The 22,139-nt window shown below is 69.5% G+C and carries 24 protein-coding genes; 8 read left to right on the top strand and 16 right to left on the bottom strand.

Going from position 1 to position 22,139, the window contains the following annotated elements; translation table 11 throughout:
* Positions 1–286: 286 nt before the first annotated feature.
* The 3 genes from AC2SGK_RS14545 to AC2SGK_RS14555 all read right to left on the bottom strand — a co-directional run bounded on the left by AC2SGK_RS14545 (position 287) and on the right by AC2SGK_RS14555 (position 4,150).
* On the bottom strand, positions 287–2,827 hold the full coding sequence (locus AC2SGK_RS14545; protein ID WP_488324226.1) for a putative PEP-binding protein: 2,541 nt from the start codon (positions 2,825–2,827) through the stop codon (positions 287–289).
* A gap of 143 nt (positions 2,828–2,970) precedes the next feature.
* Positions 2,971–3,651: a peptidylprolyl isomerase gene (locus AC2SGK_RS14550; protein WP_488324227.1), complete on the bottom strand. Its 681-nt coding sequence runs from the start codon at positions 3,649–3,651 to the stop codon at positions 2,971–2,973.
* Entirely contained in the window at positions 3,644–4,150 is a 507-nt protein-coding gene (locus tag AC2SGK_RS14555; protein ID WP_411836815.1) for a peptidylprolyl isomerase, read from the bottom strand. The genes AC2SGK_RS14550 and AC2SGK_RS14555 overlap by 8 nt, the downstream gene beginning before the upstream one ends.
* A gap of 179 nt (positions 4,151–4,329) precedes the next feature.
* Here AC2SGK_RS14555 and AC2SGK_RS14560 point away from each other — a divergent pair, with 179 nt between their 5' ends.
* Positions 4,330–5,532 carry a phosphoglycerate kinase gene (locus AC2SGK_RS14560; RefSeq protein ID WP_488324228.1) on the top strand — a complete coding sequence of 401 codons (1,203 nt, stop codon included), beginning with the start codon at positions 4,330–4,332 and terminating at the stop codon, positions 5,530–5,532.
* Here the strand turns inward: AC2SGK_RS14560 and AC2SGK_RS14565 are convergent.
* A complete protein-coding gene (locus AC2SGK_RS14565) occupies positions 5,529–5,768 on the bottom strand; it encodes a hypothetical protein (RefSeq protein ID WP_488324229.1) in 240 nt (79 codons plus the stop codon). The two genes, AC2SGK_RS14560 and AC2SGK_RS14565, sit on opposite strands and share 4 nt — an antisense overlap.
* Before the next feature lie 214 nt (positions 5,769–5,982).
* On the opposite strand from AC2SGK_RS14565, the gene AC2SGK_RS14570 reads away from it, so the two are divergent.
* On the top strand, positions 5,983–6,915 hold the full coding sequence (locus AC2SGK_RS14570; RefSeq protein WP_488324230.1) for a class I fructose-bisphosphate aldolase: 933 nt from the start codon (positions 5,983–5,985) through the stop codon (positions 6,913–6,915).
* Positions 6,916–6,997: 82 nt separating this feature from the next.
* Here AC2SGK_RS14570 and AC2SGK_RS14575 read toward each other — a convergent pair whose 3' ends face one another.
* From AC2SGK_RS14575 to scpA, 4 genes are all read right to left on the bottom strand, one after another.
* Entirely contained in the window at positions 6,998–8,287 is a 1,290-nt protein-coding gene (locus AC2SGK_RS14575; protein ID WP_488324231.1) for a homoserine dehydrogenase, read from the bottom strand.
* Between the two features lie 103 nt (positions 8,288–8,390).
* Entirely contained in the window at positions 8,391–8,906 is a 516-nt protein-coding gene (locus AC2SGK_RS14580) for a hypothetical protein (RefSeq protein ID WP_488324232.1), read from the bottom strand.
* Positions 8,906–9,730 carry a glycosyl transferase gene (locus AC2SGK_RS14585; protein WP_488324233.1) on the bottom strand — a complete coding sequence of 275 codons (825 nt, stop codon included), beginning with the start codon at positions 9,728–9,730 and terminating at the stop codon, positions 8,906–8,908. The genes AC2SGK_RS14580 and AC2SGK_RS14585 overlap by 1 nt, the downstream gene beginning before the upstream one ends.
* Positions 9,731–9,855: 125 nt before the next feature.
* A complete protein-coding gene (scpA, locus tag AC2SGK_RS14590; protein WP_488324234.1) occupies positions 9,856–11,988 on the bottom strand; it encodes a methylmalonyl-CoA mutase in 2,133 nt (710 codons plus the stop codon).
* 57 nt (positions 11,989–12,045) lie between these two features.
* Here scpA and AC2SGK_RS14595 point away from each other — a divergent pair, with 57 nt between their 5' ends.
* Entirely contained in the window at positions 12,046–12,573 is a 528-nt protein-coding gene (locus AC2SGK_RS14595; RefSeq protein WP_488324235.1) for a DUF4174 domain-containing protein, read from the top strand.
* Positions 12,574–12,666: 93 nt separating this feature from the next.
* Positions 12,667–12,861 (top strand): hypothetical protein, encoded by a 195-nt coding sequence (locus AC2SGK_RS14600; protein WP_488324236.1) that lies wholly within the window; start codon positions 12,667–12,669, stop codon positions 12,859–12,861.
* Here AC2SGK_RS14600 and AC2SGK_RS14605 read toward each other — a convergent pair.
* Positions 12,827–13,489, bottom strand: a complete 663-nt coding sequence (locus AC2SGK_RS14605; protein ID WP_488324237.1) for a hypothetical protein — start codon at positions 13,487–13,489, stop codon at positions 12,827–12,829. The genes AC2SGK_RS14600 and AC2SGK_RS14605 overlap by 35 nt on opposite strands.
* Before the next feature lie 26 nt (positions 13,490–13,515).
* On the opposite strand from AC2SGK_RS14605, the gene AC2SGK_RS14610 reads away from it, so the two are divergent.
* Positions 13,516–13,893, top strand: coding sequence for a DUF4174 domain-containing protein (locus AC2SGK_RS14610; RefSeq protein ID WP_488324238.1), 378 nt, complete (start codon positions 13,516–13,518; stop codon positions 13,891–13,893).
* A 4-nt stretch (positions 13,894–13,897) separates the two neighbouring features.
* On the opposite strand, the gene AC2SGK_RS14615 is transcribed toward AC2SGK_RS14610, so the two are convergent.
* From AC2SGK_RS14615 to AC2SGK_RS14645, 7 genes are all read right to left on the bottom strand, one after another.
* Complete coding sequence (locus AC2SGK_RS14615) at positions 13,898–14,266, bottom strand: hypothetical protein (RefSeq protein ID WP_488324239.1); 369 nt, start codon at positions 14,264–14,266, stop codon at positions 13,898–13,900.
* On the bottom strand, positions 14,263–16,308 hold the full coding sequence (locus AC2SGK_RS14620; protein WP_488324240.1) for an acetyl-CoA carboxylase biotin carboxylase subunit: 2,046 nt from the start codon (positions 16,306–16,308) through the stop codon (positions 14,263–14,265). The genes AC2SGK_RS14615 and AC2SGK_RS14620 overlap by 4 nt, the downstream gene beginning before the upstream one ends.
* 99 nt (positions 16,309–16,407) lie before the next feature.
* Entirely contained in the window at positions 16,408–16,620 is a 213-nt protein-coding gene (locus AC2SGK_RS14625) for a YMGG-like glycine zipper-containing protein (RefSeq protein WP_488324241.1), read from the bottom strand.
* A gap of 72 nt (positions 16,621–16,692) precedes the next feature.
* The gene (locus AC2SGK_RS14630) at positions 16,693–16,935 is read right to left on the bottom strand and encodes a hypothetical protein (protein ID WP_488324242.1); all 243 of its coding nucleotides are present in this window, start codon (positions 16,933–16,935) and stop codon (positions 16,693–16,695) included.
* Between the two features lie 127 nt (positions 16,936–17,062).
* Positions 17,063–17,476: a hypothetical protein gene (locus tag AC2SGK_RS14635; RefSeq protein ID WP_488324243.1), complete on the bottom strand. Its 414-nt coding sequence runs from the start codon at positions 17,474–17,476 to the stop codon at positions 17,063–17,065.
* An 87-nt stretch (positions 17,477–17,563) separates the two neighbouring features.
* On the bottom strand, positions 17,564–17,719 hold the full coding sequence (locus AC2SGK_RS14640; protein ID WP_158529972.1) for a hypothetical protein: 156 nt from the start codon (positions 17,717–17,719) through the stop codon (positions 17,564–17,566).
* 205 nt (positions 17,720–17,924) lie between these two features.
* Positions 17,925–19,457, bottom strand: a complete 1,533-nt coding sequence (locus AC2SGK_RS14645; RefSeq protein ID WP_488324244.1) for an acyl-CoA carboxylase subunit beta — start codon at positions 19,455–19,457, stop codon at positions 17,925–17,927.
* 168 nt (positions 19,458–19,625) lie between these two features.
* Between AC2SGK_RS14645 and alr the strand changes: the two genes are divergently transcribed.
* The 3 genes from alr to AC2SGK_RS14660 are packed head-to-tail and all read left to right on the top strand — an operon-like array spanning position 19,626 to position 22,116.
* Positions 19,626–20,642: an alanine racemase gene (alr, locus tag AC2SGK_RS14650; RefSeq protein WP_488324245.1), complete on the top strand. Its 1,017-nt coding sequence runs from the start codon at positions 19,626–19,628 to the stop codon at positions 20,640–20,642.
* Positions 20,639–21,397, top strand: coding sequence for an MlaE family ABC transporter permease (locus AC2SGK_RS14655; RefSeq protein ID WP_488324246.1), 759 nt, complete (start codon positions 20,639–20,641; stop codon positions 21,395–21,397). The genes alr and AC2SGK_RS14655 overlap by 4 nt, the downstream gene beginning before the upstream one ends.
* A complete protein-coding gene (locus AC2SGK_RS14660; RefSeq protein ID WP_488324247.1) occupies positions 21,394–22,116 on the top strand; it encodes an ABC transporter ATP-binding protein in 723 nt (240 codons plus the stop codon). The genes AC2SGK_RS14655 and AC2SGK_RS14660 overlap by 4 nt, the downstream gene beginning before the upstream one ends.
* Positions 22,117–22,139: the final 23 nt, after the last annotated feature.

The following is a 22,139-nucleotide window of genomic DNA, read 5'->3' on the forward strand; positions in this document are numbered from 1 at the left end:
ATAAACAGAGGCGCGCCAGCCGGTGAGACAGCTTGGGCATAGTCAGTCCTAATACAGGTCCCGTCTTGACGGGGGATTAAGACCCGGTCCGGCGGAGGCATCCGCAGGGCGGGCGGGCTGACGAAGTGATTAGGTTTTTCACGATCGGGCCGGCCATCCCACATCGCCGTGAGGTCGGGAACGGGCCCGTTCGGCGCGTTTTTGGGCATGTTTCCGCCACAGGCATCTTGCGATTCCGGCGGGAACCGGCACAGGTGCCCGTCCGCGTCAACCGTTGGTTGAGGAATCAGTCAGCCGTCACGCCCATCCGCCCGCGGATCGCGGACTGGGCCGCGGCCAGCCGCGCGACCGGCACCCGGAAGGGCGAACAGGAGACGTAGTCGACCCCCGCGCGGTGGCAGAAGGCGATGGATTCGGGGTTGCCGCCATGCTCTCCGCAGACGCTCAGCGTGATGCCGGGGGCCTGGGCGCGGGCGCGCTGCACGCCGGTCAGGACCAGCTCCCCGACCCCGTCCTGGTCCAGGACGTGGAACGGGTCCTCGGCATAGACGCCCTGGCCGACATAGGTGCCCATGAAGCGCCCCGCATCGTCGCGCGACAGGCCGTAGGTCATCTGCGTCAGGTCGTTGGTGCCGAAGGACAGGAAGGCGCAATGCGCGGCGATGTCGCCTGCGCGCAGGGCGGCGCGCGGCGTCTCGACCATCACGCCGAGGCGATAGGTGAAGTCGGCGCGCATCTCGTTCCTGACGGCGGCGGCGACGGCGTCGATGCGGGTGCGCACCAGCTCGACCTCGCGCATGGCGCTGACCAGCGGGATCATGATCTCGGGGACGACCGGATCGCCCTTGCGGCTGGCCTGGACCGTCGCCTCGAAGATCGCGCGGGCCTGCATGTCGTAGATCTCGGGGACGGTGATGCCAAGGCGCACCCCCCGCATGCCCAGCATCGGGTTGAACTCGGTCAGCGCCTCGACGCGGCGGGTCACGTCCGACAGGGGCAGGTCCAACGATTCGGCCAGCTCGCGCAGCCCCTCGCGGTCATGGGGCAGGAACTCGTGCAGCGGCGGGTCGAACAGGCGGATGGTGACGGGCAGCCCGGCCATGATCTCGAACAGGCGGGCGAAGTCCTGGCGCTGCATGGGCAGGATGCGGTCCAGCGACAGGCGGCGGTCGCCGGGGCTGTCGGCAAAGATCATCTCGCGCATGGCGGGCAGGCGCTCGGCGTCGAAGAACATGTGCTCGGTCCGGCAGAGGCCGATGCCCTGCGCCTGAAAGCGGCGCGCGGTCTCCGCGTCCTCGGGCGTGTCGGCATTGGCGCGCACGCCAAGCCCCCCCACGCCCGCGGCCCAGTCCATCAGCTGCGTGAAGGCGTCGTCCAGCGCCGGCGGCAGCAGGACGGCCGCACCCGCCAGAACCTCGCCCGAACTGCCATCGATGGTGATCTCGTCGCCCTCGGTCAGGACCCGGCCGCCGGCGCGCAGGGTGCGGGCGCGGGCGTCGATGCTCAGCCCGCTGGCCCCCACGATGCAGGGCAGGCCCAGACCGCGCGCGATGACGGCCGCGTGGCTCGTGGTGCCGCCCCGTTCGGTCAGCACGCCGACCGAGGCATGCATGCCGCGGATGTCCTCGGGGACGGTCTCGCGGCGCACCAGGATGCAGGGCTCGCCCCGCGCATGGGCCGATTGCGCGGCGGCGGCGGTGAAGACGATGCGCCCGGTCGCGGCGCCGGGACTGGCATCGATGCCGCGCGCGATCACGTCGCGCGGCGCGCGCGGATCGACCTGATGGTGCAGGAGGTCCGCCAGCGCGCGCGGCTCGACCCGCATCAGCGCCTCCTCGGGGGGGATGATATTGTCGCGGGCGAGGCTCACGGCGATGCGCACGCCCGCCCGGCTGCCGCGGGCCACGCGGGTCGCGTCGATGACGCTGATGCGGCCGCCGGTCACGACGAACTCGATCTGCATCTCCTCGCGCAGGCGTTCGCGCGCGGCGATCCCGAAGCGGACCAGATCGGCGAAGATCTCGGGCGCGGTCTCCTCCAGCGAGGGGCCGCGCTCGTCGCGGGTCAGATACAGCGTCTCGGCCCCGGCGCCGACGGTGGGGCCGTGGCGCTGGCCGCGGAAGCGGCCCGTCACGCGCGGCGTGCCGGTGACGGGGTCGATGAACTGGATCGTGCCCGAACCGCAGATGCCGGGGCCAAGCGCCAGCGCCATCTCCTGCACCACCAGGCCCAGGGGGGCGTCGGCGGGCGCGCCCTTGGCCTGGCGCAGCAGCCGCGCGGTCGGGCCGTCCCAGGCCCGCGCCATGCTGCGCAGCACCTGGGCCAGCTGTTCGGCGGGGTCCTGGGGGAAGGGCTGATCCATCTCCGCCTGATAGGAGCGCAGGGCCTGGGACAGCGCTTCGGGGCCGTCATGGCTGAACAGGTCCGGGTCCAGCCGCGCGATGTGGATGGCATAGTTCTGCACGAAGGACAGATAGACCGCATCGGCATTGGCCTGCCCGATCTGTCCGGCCAGCCGCGCGTGCAGGTCGGCATTCACCCCCACGTTCAGCACCGTTCCCGGCCCGCCCCATTCGGGCATCGCCGCCGACGGGCGCACGCTGACCAGACCGCTGCCCGCAAAGATCGCGCGCAGCGCATCCACGGGCATGGCGCGACCCTGCGCGATCAGCCGCACGGTGTCCGCGCCGATGGCGAAGCTGGGCGGCACGGGCAGCTGCATGCGGACCAGACGCTGCAGGCATTTCGCGCGCCAGCCATGCGTCTCGCGCCCGATGGGGGCGGAGGGCGTGATCTGCTGGGCGAGGTCGGGGGTCTGGATGCTCATGTCCCGGGCATCCTAGGAGGCGCGCCGCCCGCCCCGCAAGCGGTATATGCGGCGGCGCAGCACAAACCCTGCGGCCTGTCGGCGCAGGGTTCCGTCGGGAAAAGAGGGGCCGCGTGGCCCCCCTTCATCGCATCGGCAAGGGCTCAGCCCGCGTCGGCATCCTCGGCCGGGGCATCCTCGGCGGGGGCGTCCTCGGCGGGCGCCTCCTCGGCGGGCGCCGCGTCATCGGCACCGGCGATGGTGACCGACAGCATGTAGTCGGGCTCGGTCACGGCGCCGTTGGCCGCCGCGTCGCCCTTCTTGATCGCGTCCAGAACCTCCCAGCCCTCGATCAGCTGGCCCACGACGGTGTATTCGCCGTCTAGGAAAGGCGCCGGGGCCAGGTCGATGAAGAACTGGCTGTTGGCGCTGTTGGGGTCCATGGCGCGGGCCATGCCCACCGTACCGCGGTCGAAGGTCGCGTCGCTGAACTCGGCCTCCAGGTCGGGCAGGTCGCTGCCGCCCATGCCGGCCATCGCGGTGTCGCCGTCTTGGCGGCCGTTCTCGACGTCGCCGGTCTGGGCCATGAAGCCGTCGATCACGCGGTGGAAGACCACCCCATCATAGGCGCCCTGATTGGTCAGCTCGACCAGGCGGGCGACGTGGTTCGGGGCCAGGTCCTCGCGCAGGTCCAGGACGATCGTGCCCTTGGAGTTGCCCTCGGCATCGGCGACCTCGATCACCATGTTCGGGCCGTCGGTGTCCTCGACGGCGGGGTTGGTGCCCTGCGCGGTCGCGGCGGAGCCCAGCATCAGCAGGGCGGGGATCAGGGTCAGCTTACGCATCGGCGGCCACCTTGACGCTGATCATGCGGTCGGGGTTCACCGGCGGCTCGCCGCGGGCGATCTTGTCGACATGCTCCATCCCCGAGATGACGCGGCCATAGACGGTGTACTGGCCGTTCAGGAAATGGTTGTCCTTGAAGTTGATGAAGAACTGGCTGTTCGCGCTGTTGGGGTTCTGCGACCGGGCCGCGCCCAGGGTCCCGCGGTCATGCGGTAGCTTGGAGAATTCCGCCGGCAGGTCCGGCAGGTCCGAACCGCCCGTGCCCGAACGGCCCGGGTTGTAGTTCTTTTCCATGTTCGCGTGCTCGACATCGCCGGTCTGGGCCATGAAACCCTCGATCACGCGGTGGAACGCCACGTTGTCATAGGCGCCGGCGCGGGCCAGCTCCTTCATGCGCTCGGCATGCTTGGGCGCCACGTCCTTCAGCAGCTCGATGACGACGGGGCCGTCCTTGAGCTCGATGATGACGGTGTTCTCCGGGTCCTTGATCTCGGCCATCTGGCCCTCCTTTGTCAGGTGCGACCCCTGATCTAGGGGCTGTCGCGGCCCGGTGCAACGCGCGAAACCGTGACGGGGTCCCGATGCGGTCGCGCGGGCGCGGCCCGATCGGGCGCGGTTGACGCCGCGCCCGCCATGCGGGACAAGTTCCGCCAAACTAGGACCCTGAGGGATGCGACATGGCAAAGTTCAACACCATCGACGACATGGATCTTGACGGAAAGGTCGTGCTGACCCGCGTCGACGTGAACGTTCCCGTCGAGGACGGCCAGGTCACCGACACGACGCGCATCGACAAGATCGTGCCGACGGTCAAGGACATCCAGGCCAAGGGCGGCATTCCCGTCCTTCTGGCGCATTTCGACCGCCCCAAGGGCAAGCGCGTGGACGCCATGAGCTTGCGCCAGATCCTGCCGGCGCTGGAGGCGGCCCTGGGTCAGCCGGTGGTCTTTGCCGAGGACTGCATCGGCGGCGCGGCCAAGCGGGTCGTGGCGGCGCTGGAGCCGGGGCAGGTGGCCCTGCTGGAGAACACCCGCTTTCACGCGGGCGAGGAGGAGAACGACGCTACCTTCGCCGCGTCGCTGGCGGCGCTTGGCGGGGCCTATGTGAACGACGCGTTCTCGGCCGCGCACCGGGCGCATGCCTCGACCGAGGCGCTGGCGCGCCTGCTGAATGCGGGTGCAGGCCGGCTTATGGAGGCCGAGCTGAAGGCGCTGGACGCGGCCCTGGGCGATCCGCAGCGGCCGGTGATGGCGGTCGTGGGGGGCGCCAAGGTCTCGACCAAGCTGGAGCTGCTGACGAACCTGGTCGAGAAGGTCGATCATCTGGTGATCGGCGGCGGCATGGCCAACACCTTCCTGGTCGCCAAGGGAACGGAGGTCGGCAAGTCGCTGGCCGAACGCGACATGGCCGACACGGCCCGCGCGATCCTGGACAAGGCCGAGGCCACGGGCTGCCGCATCCACCTGCCGGTGGACATCGTGGTCGCGCGCGAATTCAAGGCGGGCGCCGCGTCCGAGACGCTGCCCGTCGATCAGTGCCCCGCCGATGCGATGATCCTGGACGCGGGCCCCGATACGGTCGAGGCGCTGCGCCAGGCCATGACCGCCTGCCGCACGCTGATCTGGAACGGCCCCCTTGGCGCCTTCGAGATCGCGCCCTTCGACGCGGCCACGAACGCCGCCGCGCAGGCCGCGGCCGATCTGACCGACCAGGGCGTGCTGACCTCGGTCGCGGGGGGCGGCGACACGGTCGCAGCGCTGAACAAGGCGGGCGTGGCCGAGAGGTTCACCTTCATCTCGACCGCGGGCGGCGCGTTCCTGGAGTGGATGGAGGGCAAGACCCTGCCGGGCGTTGCGGCCCTCGAGGCGGCGCGGCGCTAGGGCGCGTCCGGTCGGGCGGTCCGCCGCCCGATCGTCTGCTCCTGGTAGCCCGAGAGCATCCGCAGCCAGTCCGCATAGGGCATGGGCGGCGTGAGACGCGGCCGGTCAGACGGGCCGCTCCGATCCTGGGGATCGCCCTCGCGCACGGCCTGCCGCGCGGCGGTGGGTGGGGTGCGGGCATCGGTATGGCCGCCGCCCGTGGCGGGGGGATGGGTCGCGGGACTGATCGTCAGCATCGTTGCCTCCGTTGGAGATGGACGGGCCGGTAAGCGTCACCGAAGGGTGCCGGGCATTTGCCGAAAAATCGATGGAAATGCGTCTAAGGTTTTAGCGATCGCCTGTTCCGCGCGGGGTCGCGGACCGCGCATCGGCCTGTTTTTGTTAGCGTAACCAGCATTGCCCCCGGATGGGTGCGTGCTATCCAGCCCGCATCACCCAAGGAGGATTTCCATGCAGATGACCGAGACGGTGCGCCGCATCCTGGCCCATTACGAAGGCGAGACGCCTGGCGTGAAGGCGCAGCTGGCGCGGATGTTGATGACCGGCAAGCTGGCCGGCACCGGCAAGATGATCATCCTGCCCGTCGATCAGGGCTTCGAGCACGGGCCCGCCCGGTCCTTCGCACCGAACCCGGCGGGCTATGACCCGCATTACCATTACCAGCTGGCCATCGATGCGGGGCTGAACGCCTATGCCGCGCCCCTGGGCATGATCGAGGCGGGGGCGGACACCTTCGCGGGCCAGATCCCGACCATCCTGAAGGTGAACAGCGCCAACAGCCTGATGTCGGGCACGGCCGGAAAGAACCAGGCGATCACCGCGTCGGTCGACGATGCGCTGCGGCTTGGCTGCGCGGCCATCGGCTTCACCATCTATCCGGGGTCGGACATGGCGCTGGACATGTTCGAGGAGATCGTCGAGATGCGCCGCGAGGCCGCGGCCAAGGGCGTGGCGACCGTGATCTGGTCCTATCCGCGCGGCGAGGCGATCACCAAGGATGGCGAGACCGCCATCGACGTGGCCGCCTATGCCGCCCAGATCGCGGCGCTGATCGGCGCGCATATCATCAAGATCAAGCTGTCGACCGACCACCTGATGCTGCCCGAGGCCAAGAAGGTCTATGAGGAGAAGGGAATCGACGTCGCGACCCAGGCCGCGCGCGTGCGCCACTGCATGGAGGCGAGCTTTGGCGGGCGCCGGATCGTGGTGTTTTCGGGCGGAGCGGCCAAGGGTGCGGATGCGGTCTTTGACGATGCGCGCGCGATCCGGGACGGTGGCGGCAACGGCTCGATCATCGGGCGGAACAGCTTCCAGCGGTCGCGCGAGGATGCGCTGGCGATGCTGGGCAAGCTGGTCGACATCTATCTGGGCAAGGACGCCTGACCAAACGGACGCGCCCCCGAAAACGGGGGCGCGACACGATCAGCGCCTTGCGGCGCGGGACGGGGGCCGGTGGCCCCCTTTTTCACACTTCCTCGATGCGCAGTTCGACCGGGTCGCTGACCAGGACGCCGGTGCGGGGCAGGGCCTCGATGGCGTAGTCGATGGCCTCGGGCGTGGTCTTGTGGGTCACGACCAGGACCGGGACGCTGGCCGGGCTGTGCTGGCCGTATTGGCGCATCCGGTCGATCGAGATGCCGGCATCACCCAGGACCGTCGCGACCTTGGCCAGGGCGCCGGGTTTGTCCTGCAGCTCCAGGCGGATGTAATAGGCGGCGGGCACGGCCGTGCGGGCGGGCTGCGCCGCGGTCAGGCTCCCCGCGGGCTGGCCGAAGACCGGGAGGCGGACGCCGCGCGCGATCTCGACGATGTCGGACATGACGGCGCTGGCGGTGGGGCCTTCGCCCGCGCCCGCGCCGCGCAGGACGATCTGGCCCACGCTGTCGCCCTCGATCACCACCATGTTCGTGCCGCCCACCAGCTGCCCCAGGGGGCTGTCTGCGGGCACCAGGCAGGGCGACATGCGCTGTTCCAGCCCGCGCGCGGTCATCTGCGCAACGCCCAGCAGCTTGATGCGATAGCCCATGTCGCGGGCGCGGTGGATGTCGTCGATGCTGACGCGCTCGATCCCCTCGATCTCGACGGCGTCGAAATTGACCTGGGTGCCGAAGGCGATGGAGGACAGGATCGCCAGCTTGTGGCCCGCATCGATCCCGCCCACGTCCAGCGTCGGGTCGGCCTCCAGATAGCCCAACTGGCGCGCTTCCTCGAAGACCGCGTCATAGGGCAGGCCCGCGCTCTCCATCCGGGTCAGGATATAGTTGCAGGTGCCGTTCATCACGCCCATCACGCGGGTGATGCGATTGCCGGCCATGCTCTCGGTCATCGACTTGATCACCGGGATGCCGCCCGCGACGGCAGCCTCGAAGCGGATCACCCGGCCCAGATCCTCGGCCAGCTGCGCCAGCTCTTGGCCGTGCATAGCCAGGAGCGCCTTGTTTGCGGTGACGACATCCTTGCCGGACCGTAGCGCGGCCTCGATGCTGGCGCGCGCGATGCCCGCGTCGCCGCCGACCAGTTCGATAAAGACGTCGACGTCATCGGCCGTGGCGACCGCCATCGGGTCCGTCTCCCACCGATAGGAGGAGAGGTCCGCGTCGCGGTTCTTCATGCGGTCGCGCGCGCTGACCGCGGTGATCGCGACCAGACGCCCCGAGCGCATGGCCAGCAGGTCGGCGTGTTTCTGGACGATCTTGACGACACCGATCCCGACGGTGCCAAGCCCGGCGATGCCGAGGCGGAGGGGGGACGACATAGGTTCCTCTCATCCTTGATTTCGCGGGTGTTAGCGCGCCGGGCCGTCTGTTGCAACGCGCGAAGCGGTCGCGGCGCGCCGCTGTGGCACCGCTGCCGCGCGATCAGGGGTCGGTGCCCGCCCATTCGCCCTCGATGCCCGTCCGGCGCATCACCGCGACCACCTGGCGCGCGGCCTGCAGGGTGCGGTCGCGAATCTCGGTCACGTCGGCGGCGGTCATGTCGTCGGGATGGCGTTCGCCGCGCGTGTTGATGAAGGTGGGATGCCAGCTGCCGGGCAGCGCGCCGGGCCGCCAGGAGGCATGGCAGAGCAGGTTCCGCAGGCGTCGTAGCTGCGGCAGCTCCTGCGGCAGCGGGCCCAGATCACCCGCCGCGCTCCGCCGCGCGGCGGCCAGGAAGCTGTCGATCAGCGTGCCCAGGGTGTCATCGGCCAGATCCTCCATCCGGCGCAGCCAGGCGTGCAGGGCGCGATCGCCCGCATCCTCACCCAGCCCCTTGCGGGTCAGAGAGAAGATCGCCCGCTTCAGCGCCTCCTCCAGAAAGCCAAAGGCCGCGACCGCGTGACCGAGCGCCGCGGCCATCTCGTCGGGCAGGCGGTCGGGGGCGCGGGGCAGGGCCATCACTCACGCCACAGCCGGTCCACCCAGGAGGTCGGCCGGACGTAGTGGCGCAGATGCTTCCACGCGCTTTCCCGGCGCGGCCCGGTGAGGGTCGCGCGCAGATGCGCCAGCGGCGGGCGGGCGGGGTCGGCCTCGTCCCATCGGCCCAGGATGGCGTCGGGCGGGTTCAGGCTGCCGGGGAACATCACGATGCGGGTGCCGCGCGGGATGCGAGGCTCCATCAGATAGTTCAGCGGGAATGGCGGGACGCAGTGGAACCGAAAATGCGCCAGCCAGCCGCGCGGCCAGAAGGTGACGCCACCCGGCGCGTTGCGGGTGACGAAGCGCTGTTCGTACTTGTAGGTGTCGGCGGCGCCCTGCGGATCGGCGGCAAAGATCTGCTGCAGCGGCGCCAGCTTGCCCACCCGCATGCGATAGACCGAGGTCTGGCCCATCTTCTCGAAGGGCGTGTTGGGGTTCAGGCCCAGGATCGTGTCGTCCGGGTCGCCATGCTCGAAGAACGCGTCCAGGCTGCCCGTGACGATTACGTCCAGGTCCAGGAATAGCACTACCCCGGTCACGTCGCCCAGATCGCCCCAGAGCCGCGATTTCGGCCATTTGCCGCGCGTGTTCACGGGCGCCTGATAGGCGAAGTCGGGCAGGGGCCGCACCGCCACGTCCGGATGCAGCCCCGTCCCGTCATCGGTGAAGCAGAACAGCCGGAAGGGGGGCGTGATGTTGCGCGCGATCATCGCGTGCAGGCGGTTCACGTATTCGGGGCCGAATTTGGTGCCCCACTTGATGCAGATGATCTGCTTCGTCGATCCGTTCCGCCCGTCACTCATGGTCCACCCGTTCCCGTTTCGCGCAGGGTTTCACAGCCACCTTCCCGAGGCAAGCCGACCCCGCGCCCGTCGCCACGGCCGGGGGGTGCGGGGGGCTGGCCCCCCGCCGTCGCGGGACGCAATCCTCAGGCGCGCGCCTCGCGGATCAGCTGTAGGATCTCGGCGGCAGCCGAGGGGATGTTGGTGCCCGGCCCGAAGATCGCCTTGACGCCCGCGCGGCGCAGGAAGTCGTAATCCTGCTGGGGGATCACCCCGCCGCAGATCACCAGGATCTCGCCCGCGCCGGCGGCCTTCAGCGCCTCGATCAGCTTGGGCGCCAGGGTCTTGTGCCCCGCCGCCTGGCTGCTGATGCCCACCACATGAACGTCGTTGTCGATGGCGTCCTGGGCGGCCTCCTCCGGCGTCTGGAACAGCGGGCCCACGTCGACGTCGAAGCCGATATCGGCGAATGCCGTGGCGATCACCTTGGCGCCCCGGTCATGGCCGTCCTGGCCCATCTTGACGACCAGCATGCGGGGGCGGCGGCCCTCCTCCTCGGCGAAGGTCTCGACGTCGCGCTGGATCTGGGCAAAGCCCTCGTCGCCCTCATAGGCCGCGCCATAGACGCCGGTCAGGGTGCGCACCTCGGCGCGGTGGCGTCCGAATTCATCTTCCATGGCCATGCTGATCTCTCCGACGGTGGCGCGGGCGCGGGCGGCCTCGACGGCGGCCTCCAGCAGGTTGCCGCCCTCGCGGGCGCGGCGGGTCAGCTCGGCCAAGGCGGCGGTGCAGGCTGCCTCATTGCGGGCCTCGCGGATGCGGTTCAGGCGGGCGATCTGACTGTCCCGGACGGCGACGTTGTCGATGTCCAGAATGTCGATCGGATCCTCCTTCTCCTTGCGGTACTTGTTGACGCCGACGATCACGTCCTCGCCCCGGTCGATCAGGGCTTGGCGGCGGGCGGCGGTCTCTTCGATGCGCAGCTTGGGCATGCCGCTGGCCACGGCCTTGGTCATGCCGCCCATCGCCTCGACCTCCTCGATCAGGGCCCACGCCTTCTCGGCCAGCTCCGCCGTCAGGCTCTCGATGTAATAGCTGCCGGCCAGCGGATCGACGACATGGGTGATGCCCGTCTCCTCCTGCAGGATCAGCTGGGTATTGCGCGCGATGCGGGCGCTGAAATCGGTAGGCAGCGCGATCGCCTCGTCCAGCGCGTTCGTGTGCAGCGACTGCGTGCCGCCAAGCGCCGCCGACATCGCCTCATAGGCGGTGCGGATGACGTTGTTGTAGGGGTCCTGCTCCTGCAGGCTGACGCCCGAGGTCTGGCAATGCGTGCGCAGCATGAGGCTGGACTGCTTCTTCGGTGCGAACTCGGACATGATCCGGTGCCACAGCAGCCGCGCGGCGCGCAGTTTCGCGATCTCCATGAAGAAGTTCATGCCGATGGCGAAGAAGAAGGACAGCCGCCCCGCGAAAGCGTCCACATCCATGCCCGCCGCGATGGCCGCCCGAACATATTCGCGCCCGTCTGCCAGGGTATAGGCCAGCTCCTGGACCAGGTTCGCCCCGGCCTCCTGCATGTGATAGCCCGAGATCGAAATGCTATTGAACTTGGGCATCTCCGATGAGGTGTATTCGATGATGTCCGCGATGATCCGCATGCTGGGCTCGGGCGGATAGATGTAGGTGTTACGGACCATGAACTCCTTGAGGATGTCGTTCTGGATGGTCCCCGACAGCACGGCGCGGGAATGGCCCTGCTCCTCTCCGGTGACGATGAAATTGGCCAGGATCGGGATGACCGCGCCGTTCATGGTCATCGACACCGACACGCGGTCCAGCGGGATGCCGTCGAACAGGATCTTCATGTCCTCGACCGAATCGATGGCGACGCCGGCCTTGCCCACATCGCCCTCGACGCGGGGATGGTCGCTGTCATAGCCGCGATGGGTGGCCAGGTCGAAGGCCACCGACACGCCCTGCTGCCCCGCTGCCAGCGCGCGGCGATAGAAGGCGTTCGATTCTTCGGCGGTGGAGAAGCCCGCATATTGCCGGATGGTCCAAGGCCTGCCTGCATACATCGTGGCGCGCGGGCCGCGGGTGAAGGGGGCGATGCCCGGCAACCCGTCCAGATGCTCCATCCCCTCCAGATCGGCGGCGGTGTAGAGCGGCTTGACCGCGATCCCCTCCAGCGTGTCCCAGGTCAGGCTGTCGGGATCGCGCCCCTTCAGTTCGGCCTGCGCCAGTTTGCGCCAGTCCTCCAGCGTGGGTTTTGTCATGATACGTCCTTTCCTGCCGACCGTCCTGCCCTATATTCAGGACATGACGAGGTGCCGATGAGATTGAGATTATTCATTATCGTGATGGCCTTGGCCGCGATGGGTCCGGCGCGCGACGAAGCCCCGCCCGATGCGGACAGCGTGTCGCGGGTCAACCCCGCCCGCCTGCCGCCGGTGGCCGCGCGCGAGCCCGCCCCCCGGGCCGAGGACCCCGCGCCTCGGCCGGACCGGCTGGAGTTCCTGTCCGCGAACGACGCCGCACCTGCGGATTTCCTGTGGAGCCGGCGTCCGGTCGTGGTGTTTGCCGACACGCCCGACGATCCGTCCTTCGTCCAGCAGATCGCCGCGATGGAGCGCGACGGCGCGGCCTTGGTCGGGCGCGACGTGGTGGTCGTCACCGACAGCGATCCGGCCTCCGGCAGCCCGTGGCGGCGCGACCTGCGTCCGCAGGGCTTCTCCCTGGTGCTTATCGACAAGGACGGGCAGGTCAAGATCCGCCGCCCAAGCCCCTGGGACGTGCGCGAGATCGGCCGCGCCATCGACCGCCTGCCGCTGCGCCGCCAGGAGGTCGGCCCGGCGCGATAGGCCGGGACCGCGCGAAACTTGTGGATTTGCGGCGCGTTCCCTATATCATCAGGGCAGGCGGGCGTCCGGCCCGCCATCGAAACGGAGCAGATCATGCCAGCATCCAAACCGGCACCCGCATCGCGCGCTGATCGCACCATCCGCAGCGTGGACAGCGATCCCCGGGTGCAGATCGTGACCCGTCCCGACGACAGGACCCCGCAGGCCGCAAGCCGCGCGAACGAGATCGTGCGTGTCCTGGGGTTGCCGCCCATCACCGGCCTCTCGGGTCCGCGGATCGGCTATTGATCCGGCGCGGGTCGCGTTCCAGATCGGCCCGCATCGCCGCCAGCTCCCCCGGAAGGTCACGCCGCAGCCGCTCGACGGTATCGGCATCGACCTCAATCGCGGGCTTGGGCAGGCTTTCCGTCAGCGCGGCGATGGCGCGCAGCCCCGCATCGCGCGCTTCGCTGGTGAGCAGCAGATAATCGGCCATCATCCCGCCACGCCGCGCCGCGGCCTTCTGCGGGGCGCGCTGCATGTCCTCGGCCAGCGACATCATCACCGCCAGAAGCCGGTAATAGAGCACGATCGGGTCGATCACCGACCGGGGCAGGATGTTGATGTCGCCGATGACCGCGGCATAGATGCGGTCGTTCGCGTGGCGCGGCGGGCTGGGCTCCAGCCGCCCGGCACGGGCCAGTGCGATCAGCCGTTCCGCTTCGGCGGCGTCGGGGGTCTGCCTTTCCAGCGTGAAGACATGGGCGCGGATCTCGGCCAGCAGGGCGCGCTGCAGGTCCTCGCGGCGCAGCAGGCGCTGCGACTCGTCGCGCGCCGCACTTTCGCGCCGCGCGACGATCCAGCCCAGGGCCACGAAGGCCCCGCCGACCAAGGCCTGCTGCAGCTGCGGGCTGAGATAGGCGTCAAGCGGCGCCATGACACCCCACCCCGAAAGGAGATCCGATGCCCCGTCTGATGCTGACCGCCCTGACCGCGCTCTGGCCCGTCATGGCCCCGGCCGAAACCGCCCGCAGCGCGGAGCCGGACATCCTCGAGCGGCTGCGGTGGCAGGCGCGGCCCATCGTGGTGCTGGGTCCGCCAGACGATGTCGCCCGACAGGTGGCGCTTTTGGAGGAACGCGGCGCCGATCTGACCGAGCGCGACGTGGTGGTGCTGACCGACGGGCCCGGCGTCGCGGCGCTGCGCGACGGGCCGGGCTTCCGGGTCCTGCTGATCGGCAAGGATGGCGGGGTCAAGCTGGACCAGCGCGCGCCCGTTGCGGTCGACACCATCCTGTCGCTGATCGACAGCATGCCGATGCGCCGGCGAGAGGCGGAGTGAACGCTCACCGCCGCACCCTCCGGTCGGCCGCCAGCGCGGCCAGACCTGCCAGCGCATGGCCCAGGGCCGCGGCCACCGCCGCCTGACGCCAGGTCGCGGCCCCCTGCAGCAGCGCGATCAGGCAGCCGCCCCAGATCGCCGCGGTCAGAGGCAGGGCCGCCGCCCAGAAGCGCCATCCCCGCCAGCGCCCGGCCGTCAGGCCGAAGGTCAGCTGGAACAGCGCCAGCCCGACCAGCGGCGGCAGCAGATAGGCCAGCGGCACCGTCATGCCCAGCATCGGAACCGTCCGCGCCGCCACCGCCGACAGCGTGCCCGCCGCCCCGGCGACGCCCAGCAGGGCGGCCAGAAGATAGGCGGGCAGGGCGCGGATCATTCGAACTCCATGATGACGTCATCGACCTTCAGGCTCTCGCCCGGCGCGGCATTCACGGACTTGACCACGCCCTTGCGTTCGGCGCGCAGGATGTTCTCCATCTTCATGGCCTCCACGGTGGCCAAGGCCTGGCCCTCCTGCACCTCGTCGCCTTTGGCTACGTTGATCGTGACGACCAGGCCGGGCATCGGGCACAGCAGGAACTTCGACGTGTCGGGCGGCAGCTTCTCCGGCATCAGCCGGGCCAGCTCGGCCGCGCGCGGCGCGCGGACATGAACGCGCAGATCGGCCCCGCGCGTGCGCAGCCTGAGACCCGCCGCGATCTTGTCGACCTTGAGCAGCAGCGGGCGCCCGTCGACCTCCAGCCGCGCCAGCGCCTGACCGGGGCGCCAGTCGCCCTCGACCCGGATGCTGCGGCCCGCGATGGTGACATCGGCGCCCTGCGCATCGGCCGCGATGCGCACTGGCCAGTCCTGCCTGTCCGCAAAGACCACCCATTCGTCGCCCACATGACGTTCGTGGTTGTCCAGACGCCCGCTGATGCGCGTGCGGCGGATCTCGGCCACGCGGTGCATGGCGGCGGCGGCGGCGGCGATGCGGTGCATCTCGTCCTCGGGCAGGGTCGCGCCCTGGAAGCCGTCGGGATATTCCTCGGCGATGAAGGCCGTGGTGATGTCGCCCGCGACGAATTTCGGATGATCCATCACCGCCGACAGGAAGGGCAGGTTGTGCCCGATCCCCTCGACCTCGAAGGCGTCCAGCGCGGTGCGCATCGCCTCGATGGCCTCGCCGCGGGTCGGGGCCCAGGTGCACAGCTTGGCGATCATCGGGTCATAGAACATGCTGATCTCGCCGCCCTCATAGACGCCGGTGTCGTTGCGGACCGCGGCCGCACCCGTGGGGGCTCCATGGGCCAGCCACTTGCCCCCGGTCAGCATCGGCCCTGCCGCGACTTCGACCGGCGGGCGATAGCGGGTCAGACGCCCGATGGAGGGCAGGAAGCCGCGATAGGGGTCCTCGGCATAAAGCCGGCTCTCCATCGCCCAACCGGTGATCGTCAGGTCGGACTGCGCGAAGGGCAGGGGCTCTCCGGCGGCGACGCGGATCATCTGCTCGACCAGGTCGACGCCGGTGATCAGCTCGGTCACGGGATGCTCCACCTGCAGGCGGGTGTTCATCTCCAGGAAATAGAAGTTGCGGTCGCCGTCCACGATGAACTCGACCGTGCCCGCGCTGGTATAGCCGACGGCCTTGGCCAGGGCCACGGCCTGGCTTCCCATGGCGGCGCGGGTGGCCTCGTCCAGGAAGGGCGACGGCGCCTCCTCGATGACCTTCTGGTTGCGGCGCTGGATCGAGCATTCGCGCTCGTGCAGATAGACCGCGCCTCCGTGCTGGTCGGCCAGGACCTGGATCTCGATATGGCGCGGCTGCGTCACGAACTTCTCGATGAAGATCCGGTCGTCGCCGAAGCTGTTGGCGGCCTCGTTCTTCGAGGACTGGAAGCCCTCGCGGGCCTCCTCGTCGGACCAGGCGATGCGCATGCCCTTGCCGCCGCCGCCGGCGCTGGCCTTGATCATCACCGGATAGCCGATGCTTGCGCTGATCCGCGCGGCCTCGTCGGCATCCGCGATCAGGCCCATGTGTCCCGGCACGGTGCTGACCCCCGCCTCTTGGGCGATCTTCTTGGAGGTGATCTTGTCGCCCATCTTCTCGATCGCGCCCGAGGGGGGGCCGATGAAGACCACGCCCTCGGCCTCCAGCGCCTCGGCGAACTTCCGGTTCTCGGACAGGAAGCCGTAGCCGGGATGGACCGCCTCGGCCCCGGTCTGGCGGATCGCGTCCATGATCTTGTCGATCACGATATAGGACTGATTGGCGGGGGCCGGGCCGATATGGACGGCTTCGTCCGCCATCCGCACGTGCAGCGCGTTGCGGTCGGCATCGGAATAGACGGCGACGGTGGCGATGCCCATCTTGCGGGCGGTCTTGATGACGCGGCAGGCGATCTCGCCCCGGTTGGCGATCAGGATCTTCTTGAACATGGGCTCCCCCCCAGGACGGAACGTGAAAAAGCCGCCCGAAGCGCAGGGCTTCGGACGGCTTGGCAGACGGTCGGCGCGACGGGTGCGCCGGTCAGTGCGTCATTCGCACAGACGGACGTCGTTGCACAGCGCGCCGGCCGCGCCGCCGATGGCCGCGCCCTTGACGACGTTCTCGCCGCTGACGCTGGCGATGGTGGCACCGACGCCGGCGCCGATGAGGGCGCGGTCGGTGTCGGTCGGGTTGATGCCCTGGGTGCAGCCGGCGATGGCCGTCGTGCCGACCAGAGCGGCGATGGCGAGGAGTTTGGACATGGTGACGATCCTGTCAGTTGGGGGGCGGCACGGCAACGCGCCGTCCGCCGGATTGGTTCAGCAGCGCAGCGATCAGTAGCGGCGCTGGCAGACGCCGGCGTCGTCGCACAGCGCGCCGCCCACGGCGCCGATGGCCGCGCCGGTTGCCAGGTCCTCATCCAGGGCCTTGGCGATGACCGCACCGGCGACCGCGCCGCCTGCCGCGCGCTGCGCGTCGGGCGAGATGCCGCCGCCCTGATAGCCCGGAGCGCAGGCCGACAGGCCGGCCGCAACCAGAGCCAGACCGGCAAGGCGGAGCGAGAAAGAAGTCTGCATGATGGAAAACCTGTAATGAGAGGCCCGCCGGGGGCCGGTTGAAGGTGGTGTCGGGTTATCGCGTAGCTGCACCCCACGTCAAACTGACATGCGTGTGACTTCAAGGGGTTCAGCGCGAAGTCGCCCATCAGTCGTCGTCGGCCTCGTCGTCGTCCCACGCATCTTCGTCGTCCCAATCAAAGGCCGGGGCCTGATCCTTGACGAAGAACTCGGGAAAGGCCGCCTCGGCCGCGGCCATGTCGACGCGCAGCATCTGGTCGTAGTCGGCGGGGTCGAACTCGCCCACCGCCACGACCTCGCGACCGATCAGCCAGGACAGGCGTCCGGCGTCCAGGTTGCCGCGGGGAAAGGGTTCGTCGCCGAAATGCGCGATCAGCGCGGACAGGAAGCCCGCATCGGCGCGCCGGTCGGCGGGCCTGCGGTCCTTGAACCGCTCGCGCCGCGTGATGGGCGTGGCGCCCTTCTTGCGATTCTCGCGCCGGATGACGAACTGGAAATCGGTGCCGGGCAGGCGCCCGGGAAAGCCGCGATGCTTCAGCATGGCATGGCCCCTGTGCTGGGGCGCGCGGGCCGGATCGCTGCGCACGGGCAGGCAGGCCGCCCGCGCGCGATGGTCGGACGGCCGTTCTTAGCCGAATTTGCCCTGATAGACAGGCTCGGTCGTGACCGGGTTGACCATGGGCGCGGCCGGGGCGGTCGGGACATAGACGTCGGCGGGCTGCTGACGCTGGCAGGCGGCGAAGGCGGACACCAGCACGAGGCCGAGGATGATCTTTTTCGACATGGAAACTTGCTCCTGTAGGGCGGGCAGGGCTCTGCCCGGCTGCTCGGGTTGTGGTCGGCTTGTTGGATTGCCGGCCTGCGCGCGATGATAGCCGCCATGCCCGCGATCAGACAGGTTCCGGGCCGGGCCGCCGCCAGAGCGGCGCCCCCCTGTGGCCTTGCTGCATCAATCACGATCTTGTGCATCGCGCCCGTGTCCCCGACCGTCACAGCGGAATGTTGTCGTGCTTTTTCCACGGGTTCGTCAGCCGCTTGCCGCGCAGGCTGGCGAAGGCGCGGGCCACCCGGCGGCGGGTGGAGCGGGGCTGGATCACCTCGTCGATGAAGCCCTTCTCGGCCGCCACGAAGGGGTTGGCAAAGCGGTCCTCGTAATCCTTGGTGCGCGCCGCGATCCTGTCCATATCGCCCAGTTCGCTGCGATACAGGATCTCGACCGCGCCCTTGGCGCCCATCACCGCGATCTCGGCCGTGGGCCAGGCATAGTTGAAGTCGCCGCGCAGATGCTTGGACGCCATCACGTCATAGGCCCCGCCATAGGCCTTGCGGGTGATGACCGTGACCTTGGGCACCGTCGCCTCGCCATACGCAAACAGCAGTTTCGCGCCGTGCTTGATGACCCCGCCATATTCCTGGCCGGTTCCCGGCAGGAAGCCCGGAACGTCGACCAGCGTCAGGATCGGGATCTCGAAGGCGTCGCAGAACCGCACGAAGCGCGCGGCCTTGCGCGAGCTGTCGATGTCCAGGCAGCCCGCCAGCACCATCGGCTGGTTCGCGACCACGCCCACGGTCTGGCCCTCGATGCGGATGAAGCCGATGATGATGTTGCCCGCGAAATCCTTCTGGATCTCGTAGAAGTCGCCCTCGTCCGCGACCTTCTGGATCAGCTCCTTCATGTCGTAGGGCTGGTTCGGGTTGTCGGGGATCAGCGTGTCGAGGCTGGGCTCGATGCGGGCCGGATCGTCGAAGAAGGGCCGCGTCGGAGCCTTCTCGCGGTTGTTCAGCGGCAGGAAGTCGAACAGGCGGCGGATCTCGGTCAGGGCCTCGACGTCGTTCTCGAAGGCGCCGTCCGCGACCGAGGATTTCTTCGTGTGGGTCGACGCGCCGCCCAGCTGTTCGGCGGTCACGACCTCGTTCGTGACGGTCTTGACCACGTCGGGGCCGGTCACGAACATGTAGGAGGTGTCGCGCACCATGAAGATGAAGTCGGTCATCGCCGGGGAATAGACCGCGCCGCCCGCGCATGGCCCCATGATGACGCTGATCTGCGGCACCACGCCCGAGGCCATCACGTTGCGCTGGAACACCTCGGCATAGCCCGCAAGGCTGGCCACGCCCTCCTGGATGCGCGCACCGCCCGAATCGTTCAGCCCGATCACGGGGGCGCCGTTCTGCATCGCCATGTCCATGATCTTGCAGATCTTCTGGGCGTGCGTTTCCGACAGCGACCCGCCGAAGACGGTGAAGTCCTGGCTGAACACATAGACCATGCGGCCGTTGATCGTGCCCCATCCGGTGACCACGCCGTCGCCCGCGGGGCGGTCGTCCTGCATGTTGAAGTCGGTGCTGCGATGGGCGACGAACATGTCGAACTCCTCGAAGCTGTCCTCATCCAGCAGCAGGTCGATGCGCTCTCGTGCCGTCAGCTTGCCGCGGGCGTGCTGGGCGTCGATGCGCCGCTGCCCGCCACCCAGACGGGCCTGCTGCCGCCGCTCTTCCAACTGCTGCAGAATGTCCTTCATCGCGCCCTCCTGTCCGACAGGATGACGCTAATGCGGTGGGGGCGCGGCGCAAGACAATTTGCGAAAATTTGCAAATAATGCCGTCAGCCGGCATCGCAAATTGGATAACTGCAAATGATGCGGCCGTCCGCCCTTGACGGCGCGCGGGACCGGGGGCAAGCCAAGGCCATGGGACTGATCATCGACCTTCCGGCCATCCTGGCCAATCACGCGGCCCTGGCCGCCCGTGCCCCGGGCGCCCGCGCCGCCGCCGTGGTCAAGGCCGACGCCTATGGCCTGGGGGCCACCCGCGTCGCGCCGGCGCTGTATCGGGCCGGGGTGCGCGACTTCTTCGTGGCGCTGGCGGCGGAGGGGCGGGCCATCCGGCCGCATCTGCCGCAGGATGCCCGCATCAGCGTGCTGTCGGGCCATATGGAGGGGACGGACCTGACCGGACTGACCCCGGTCCTGAACAGCCCCGCGCAGTTCTTTCGCGACCGCGCCATGCGACCGGGCCAGCCCTTTGCGATCCAGCTGGACACGGGCATGAACCGTCTTGGCATGGAGGCGCCCGAATGGGCGGCGATCCGCGACGAGGTTCTGGCCGCCGGTCCCGCCTTCATCATGTCGCACCTGGCCTGCGCGGACGAGCCGGACCACCCCGCCAATGCCGCCCAGCTGGCCGCCTTCCGCGCCATGACCGAGGGCTGCGGCGTGCCGCGGTCGCTCTCGGCGACGGGGGGCATCCTGCTGGGGCCGGACTATCATTTTGACATCGTGCGGCCGGGCGTGGGCCTCTACGGCGGGCTGCCCTTCGCCGAGGCGCGGGGCGTCGTGACCCTGTCGCTGCGCGTGATCCAGACGCGCGACGTCTCTGCCGGGGAGATGGTGGGCTATTCCGCCGCCTGGCACGCGCCCCGCGACAGCCGCATCGCCACCGTCGATGCGGGCTATGCCGACGGCATCCTGCGTTCGCTGTCGGGGCGCGGCGCGTCGCTTTATGCGGGCGACGTGGCCTGTCCCGTCGTCGGGCGCGTGTCGATGGACCTGATCACCGTGGACGTGACCGGGCTGGATCAGGTGCCCGACCGCCTGGACCTGATCTGCGCGCATCAGCCCATCGACCGGCTGGCCGAGATCGCCGGGACCATCGGCTATGAGGTGCTGACCTCCCTCGGGTCGCGCTACGACCGGACCTATCGGTGAGGGCCATCCGCGCGATCGGACGGCCCGCCCTTCGGCTGACGCGGACCCTGGGCGCGGTGACCCTGTTCGCCCTGCGGGGCTTGGGCGGCATCGGCCGGCCCGCGGCCATCGGGCGCCAGATCGTCCAGATCGGCTGGCTGTCCCTGCCGGTCGTGGGACTGACCGCGCTGTTCACCGGCGCGGCGCTGGCGCTGCAGATCCATTCGGGGGGAGAGCGGTTCCAGGCATCCGACGTGGTGCCCGCCATCGTCGCCATCGGCATGGTGCGCGAGCTGGGCCCGGTCCTGGGCGGGCTGATGGTCGCGGCCCGCGTGGCCAGCGCCATCGCCGCCGAGATCGCGACCATGCGCGTCACCGAACAGATCGACGCGCTGGTGACGCTGTCCACCGACCCGGTGCGCTGGCTGGTGACGCCGCGCCTCTGGGCCGCGATCCTGTGCCTGCCGGTGCTGGTGGCGGTGGGCGACATTATCGGCATCATGGGCGGCTGGCTGGTGGGGACGGGGTCCCTGGGCTTCACCTCGGCCACCTACATCGCCAACAGCTGGGCCTATCTGGAGCCGTGGGACGTGACGTCGGGTCTGCTCAAGGGGGCGGTCTTCGGGCTGATCGTGGCGCTGTCGGGCTGCTGGTTCGGCATGCGCGCCGGGCGCGGCGCGGCCGGGGTCGGGCGCGCCACGACCAACGCCGTGGTCGCCGCGGCCGTGGGCATCCTGGCCGCGAACTTCGTGCTGACGGGGCTGTTCTTCGAATGATCGAGCTGCGCGGCCTGACCAAATCCTTCGGCGGACGGCGGGTGCTGGACGGACTGAACCTGACCATCCCCGAGGGGCAGAGCCTCTGCGTGATCGGCCAGTCCGGCACCGGCAAGTCGGTCCTGCTGAAATGCATCCTGGGGCTGGAACGTCCCGATGCGGGCACCGTCCTGTGGCAGGGCGCGCCCCTGGACCGCGCGCGCTTCATGGCGGGCTTCGGCATGCTGTTCCAGGGGGCGGCGCTGTTCGACAGCCTGTCGGTCTGGCAGAACGTCGCCTTCCGGCTGCGCCAGCGCATGGACGACCGCCGCGCCCGCGCCGTGGCGCTGGACAAGCTGGCCCGCGTGGGCCTGGGCCCCGAGACCGCCGAGCTGATGCCCGCCGAGCTGTCGGGCGGGATGGCCAAGCGCGTGGGCCTGGCCCGCGCCATCGCTGACGATCCGCGGGTGATCTTCTTCGACGAGCCCACGACCGGACTGGACCCGATCCGCGCCCGCGCCATCGACGCGCTGATCCGCGGCATCGTCACCGAGACCGGGGCCACGGCGGTCACCATCACCCACGACATGGACAGCTGCCGCATCATCGGCGACCGGGTGGCGCTGCTGGCCGGGGGGCGGATCGCCCATGACGGGCCGGTCGCCACGATGGGCGATGCGCCCGCGCTGGCCGGTTTTCTGGGCAGGCCCGCCGCGGAGGCCGCCTCGGATGCCGGTTGATCGTGCAACCTTTGGCGGAGCGT

The organism is Paracoccus sp. NIOT.M2S5SZ12, assembly GCF_057748165.1.

What these genes read in the sequence shown, in the direction of transcription:
- AC2SGK_RS14600 (WP_488324236.1), top strand. Translation starts at nt 12,667, where the DNA reads ATGCCAGCATCCAAACCGGCACCCGCATCGCGCGCTGATCGCACCATC.
- AC2SGK_RS14605 (WP_488324237.1), bottom strand. Translation starts at nt 13,489, where the DNA reads ATGGCGCCGCTTGACGCCTATCTCAGCCCGCAGCTGCAGCAGGCCTTG.
- AC2SGK_RS14630 (WP_488324242.1), bottom strand. Translation starts at nt 16,935, where the DNA reads ATGCAGACTTCTTTCTCGCTCCGCCTTGCCGGTCTGGCTCTGGTTGCG.
- AC2SGK_RS14570 (WP_488324230.1), top strand. Translation starts at nt 5,983, where the DNA reads ATGCAGATGACCGAGACGGTGCGCCGCATCCTGGCCCATTACGAAGGC.
- AC2SGK_RS14545 (WP_488324226.1), bottom strand. Translation starts at nt 2,827, where the DNA reads ATGAGCATCCAGACCCCCGACCTCGCCCAGCAGATCACGCCCTCCGCC.
- AC2SGK_RS14565 (WP_488324229.1), bottom strand. Translation starts at nt 5,768, where the DNA reads ATGCTGACGATCAGTCCCGCGACCCATCCCCCCGCCACGGGCGGCGGC.
- AC2SGK_RS14610 (WP_488324238.1), top strand. Translation starts at nt 13,516, where the DNA reads ATGCCCCGTCTGATGCTGACCGCCCTGACCGCGCTCTGGCCCGTCATG.
- AC2SGK_RS14555 (WP_411836815.1), bottom strand. Translation starts at nt 4,150, where the DNA reads ATGGCCGAGATCAAGGACCCGGAGAACACCGTCATCATCGAGCTCAAG.
- AC2SGK_RS14640 (WP_158529972.1), bottom strand. Translation starts at nt 17,719, where the DNA reads ATGTCGAAAAAGATCATCCTCGGCCTCGTGCTGGTGTCCGCCTTCGCC.
- AC2SGK_RS14645 (WP_488324244.1), bottom strand. Translation starts at nt 19,457, where the DNA reads ATGAAGGACATTCTGCAGCAGTTGGAAGAGCGGCGGCAGCAGGCCCGT.
- AC2SGK_RS14585 (WP_488324233.1), bottom strand. Translation starts at nt 9,730, where the DNA reads ATGAGTGACGGGCGGAACGGATCGACGAAGCAGATCATCTGCATCAAG.
- AC2SGK_RS14580 (WP_488324232.1), bottom strand. Translation starts at nt 8,906, where the DNA reads ATGGCCCTGCCCCGCGCCCCCGACCGCCTGCCCGACGAGATGGCCGCG.
- AC2SGK_RS14660 (WP_488324247.1), top strand. Translation starts at nt 21,394, where the DNA reads ATGATCGAGCTGCGCGGCCTGACCAAATCCTTCGGCGGACGGCGGGTG.
- AC2SGK_RS14620 (WP_488324240.1), bottom strand. Translation starts at nt 16,308, where the DNA reads ATGTTCAAGAAGATCCTGATCGCCAACCGGGGCGAGATCGCCTGCCGC.
- AC2SGK_RS14595 (WP_488324235.1), top strand. Translation starts at nt 12,046, where the DNA reads ATGAGATTGAGATTATTCATTATCGTGATGGCCTTGGCCGCGATGGGT.
- AC2SGK_RS14560 (WP_488324228.1), top strand. Translation starts at nt 4,330, where the DNA reads ATGGCAAAGTTCAACACCATCGACGACATGGATCTTGACGGAAAGGTC.
- AC2SGK_RS14575 (WP_488324231.1), bottom strand. Translation starts at nt 8,287, where the DNA reads ATGTCGTCCCCCCTCCGCCTCGGCATCGCCGGGCTTGGCACCGTCGGG.
- AC2SGK_RS14625 (WP_488324241.1), bottom strand. Translation starts at nt 16,620, where the DNA reads ATGTCCAAACTCCTCGCCATCGCCGCTCTGGTCGGCACGACGGCCATC.
- alr (WP_488324245.1), top strand. Translation starts at nt 19,626, where the DNA reads ATGGGACTGATCATCGACCTTCCGGCCATCCTGGCCAATCACGCGGCC.
- AC2SGK_RS14615 (WP_488324239.1), bottom strand. Translation starts at nt 14,266, where the DNA reads ATGATCCGCGCCCTGCCCGCCTATCTTCTGGCCGCCCTGCTGGGCGTC.
- scpA (WP_488324234.1), bottom strand. Translation starts at nt 11,988, where the DNA reads ATGACAAAACCCACGCTGGAGGACTGGCGCAAACTGGCGCAGGCCGAA.
- AC2SGK_RS14550 (WP_488324227.1), bottom strand. Translation starts at nt 3,651, where the DNA reads ATGCGTAAGCTGACCCTGATCCCCGCCCTGCTGATGCTGGGCTCCGCC.
- AC2SGK_RS14635 (WP_488324243.1), bottom strand. Translation starts at nt 17,476, where the DNA reads ATGCTGAAGCATCGCGGCTTTCCCGGGCGCCTGCCCGGCACCGATTTC.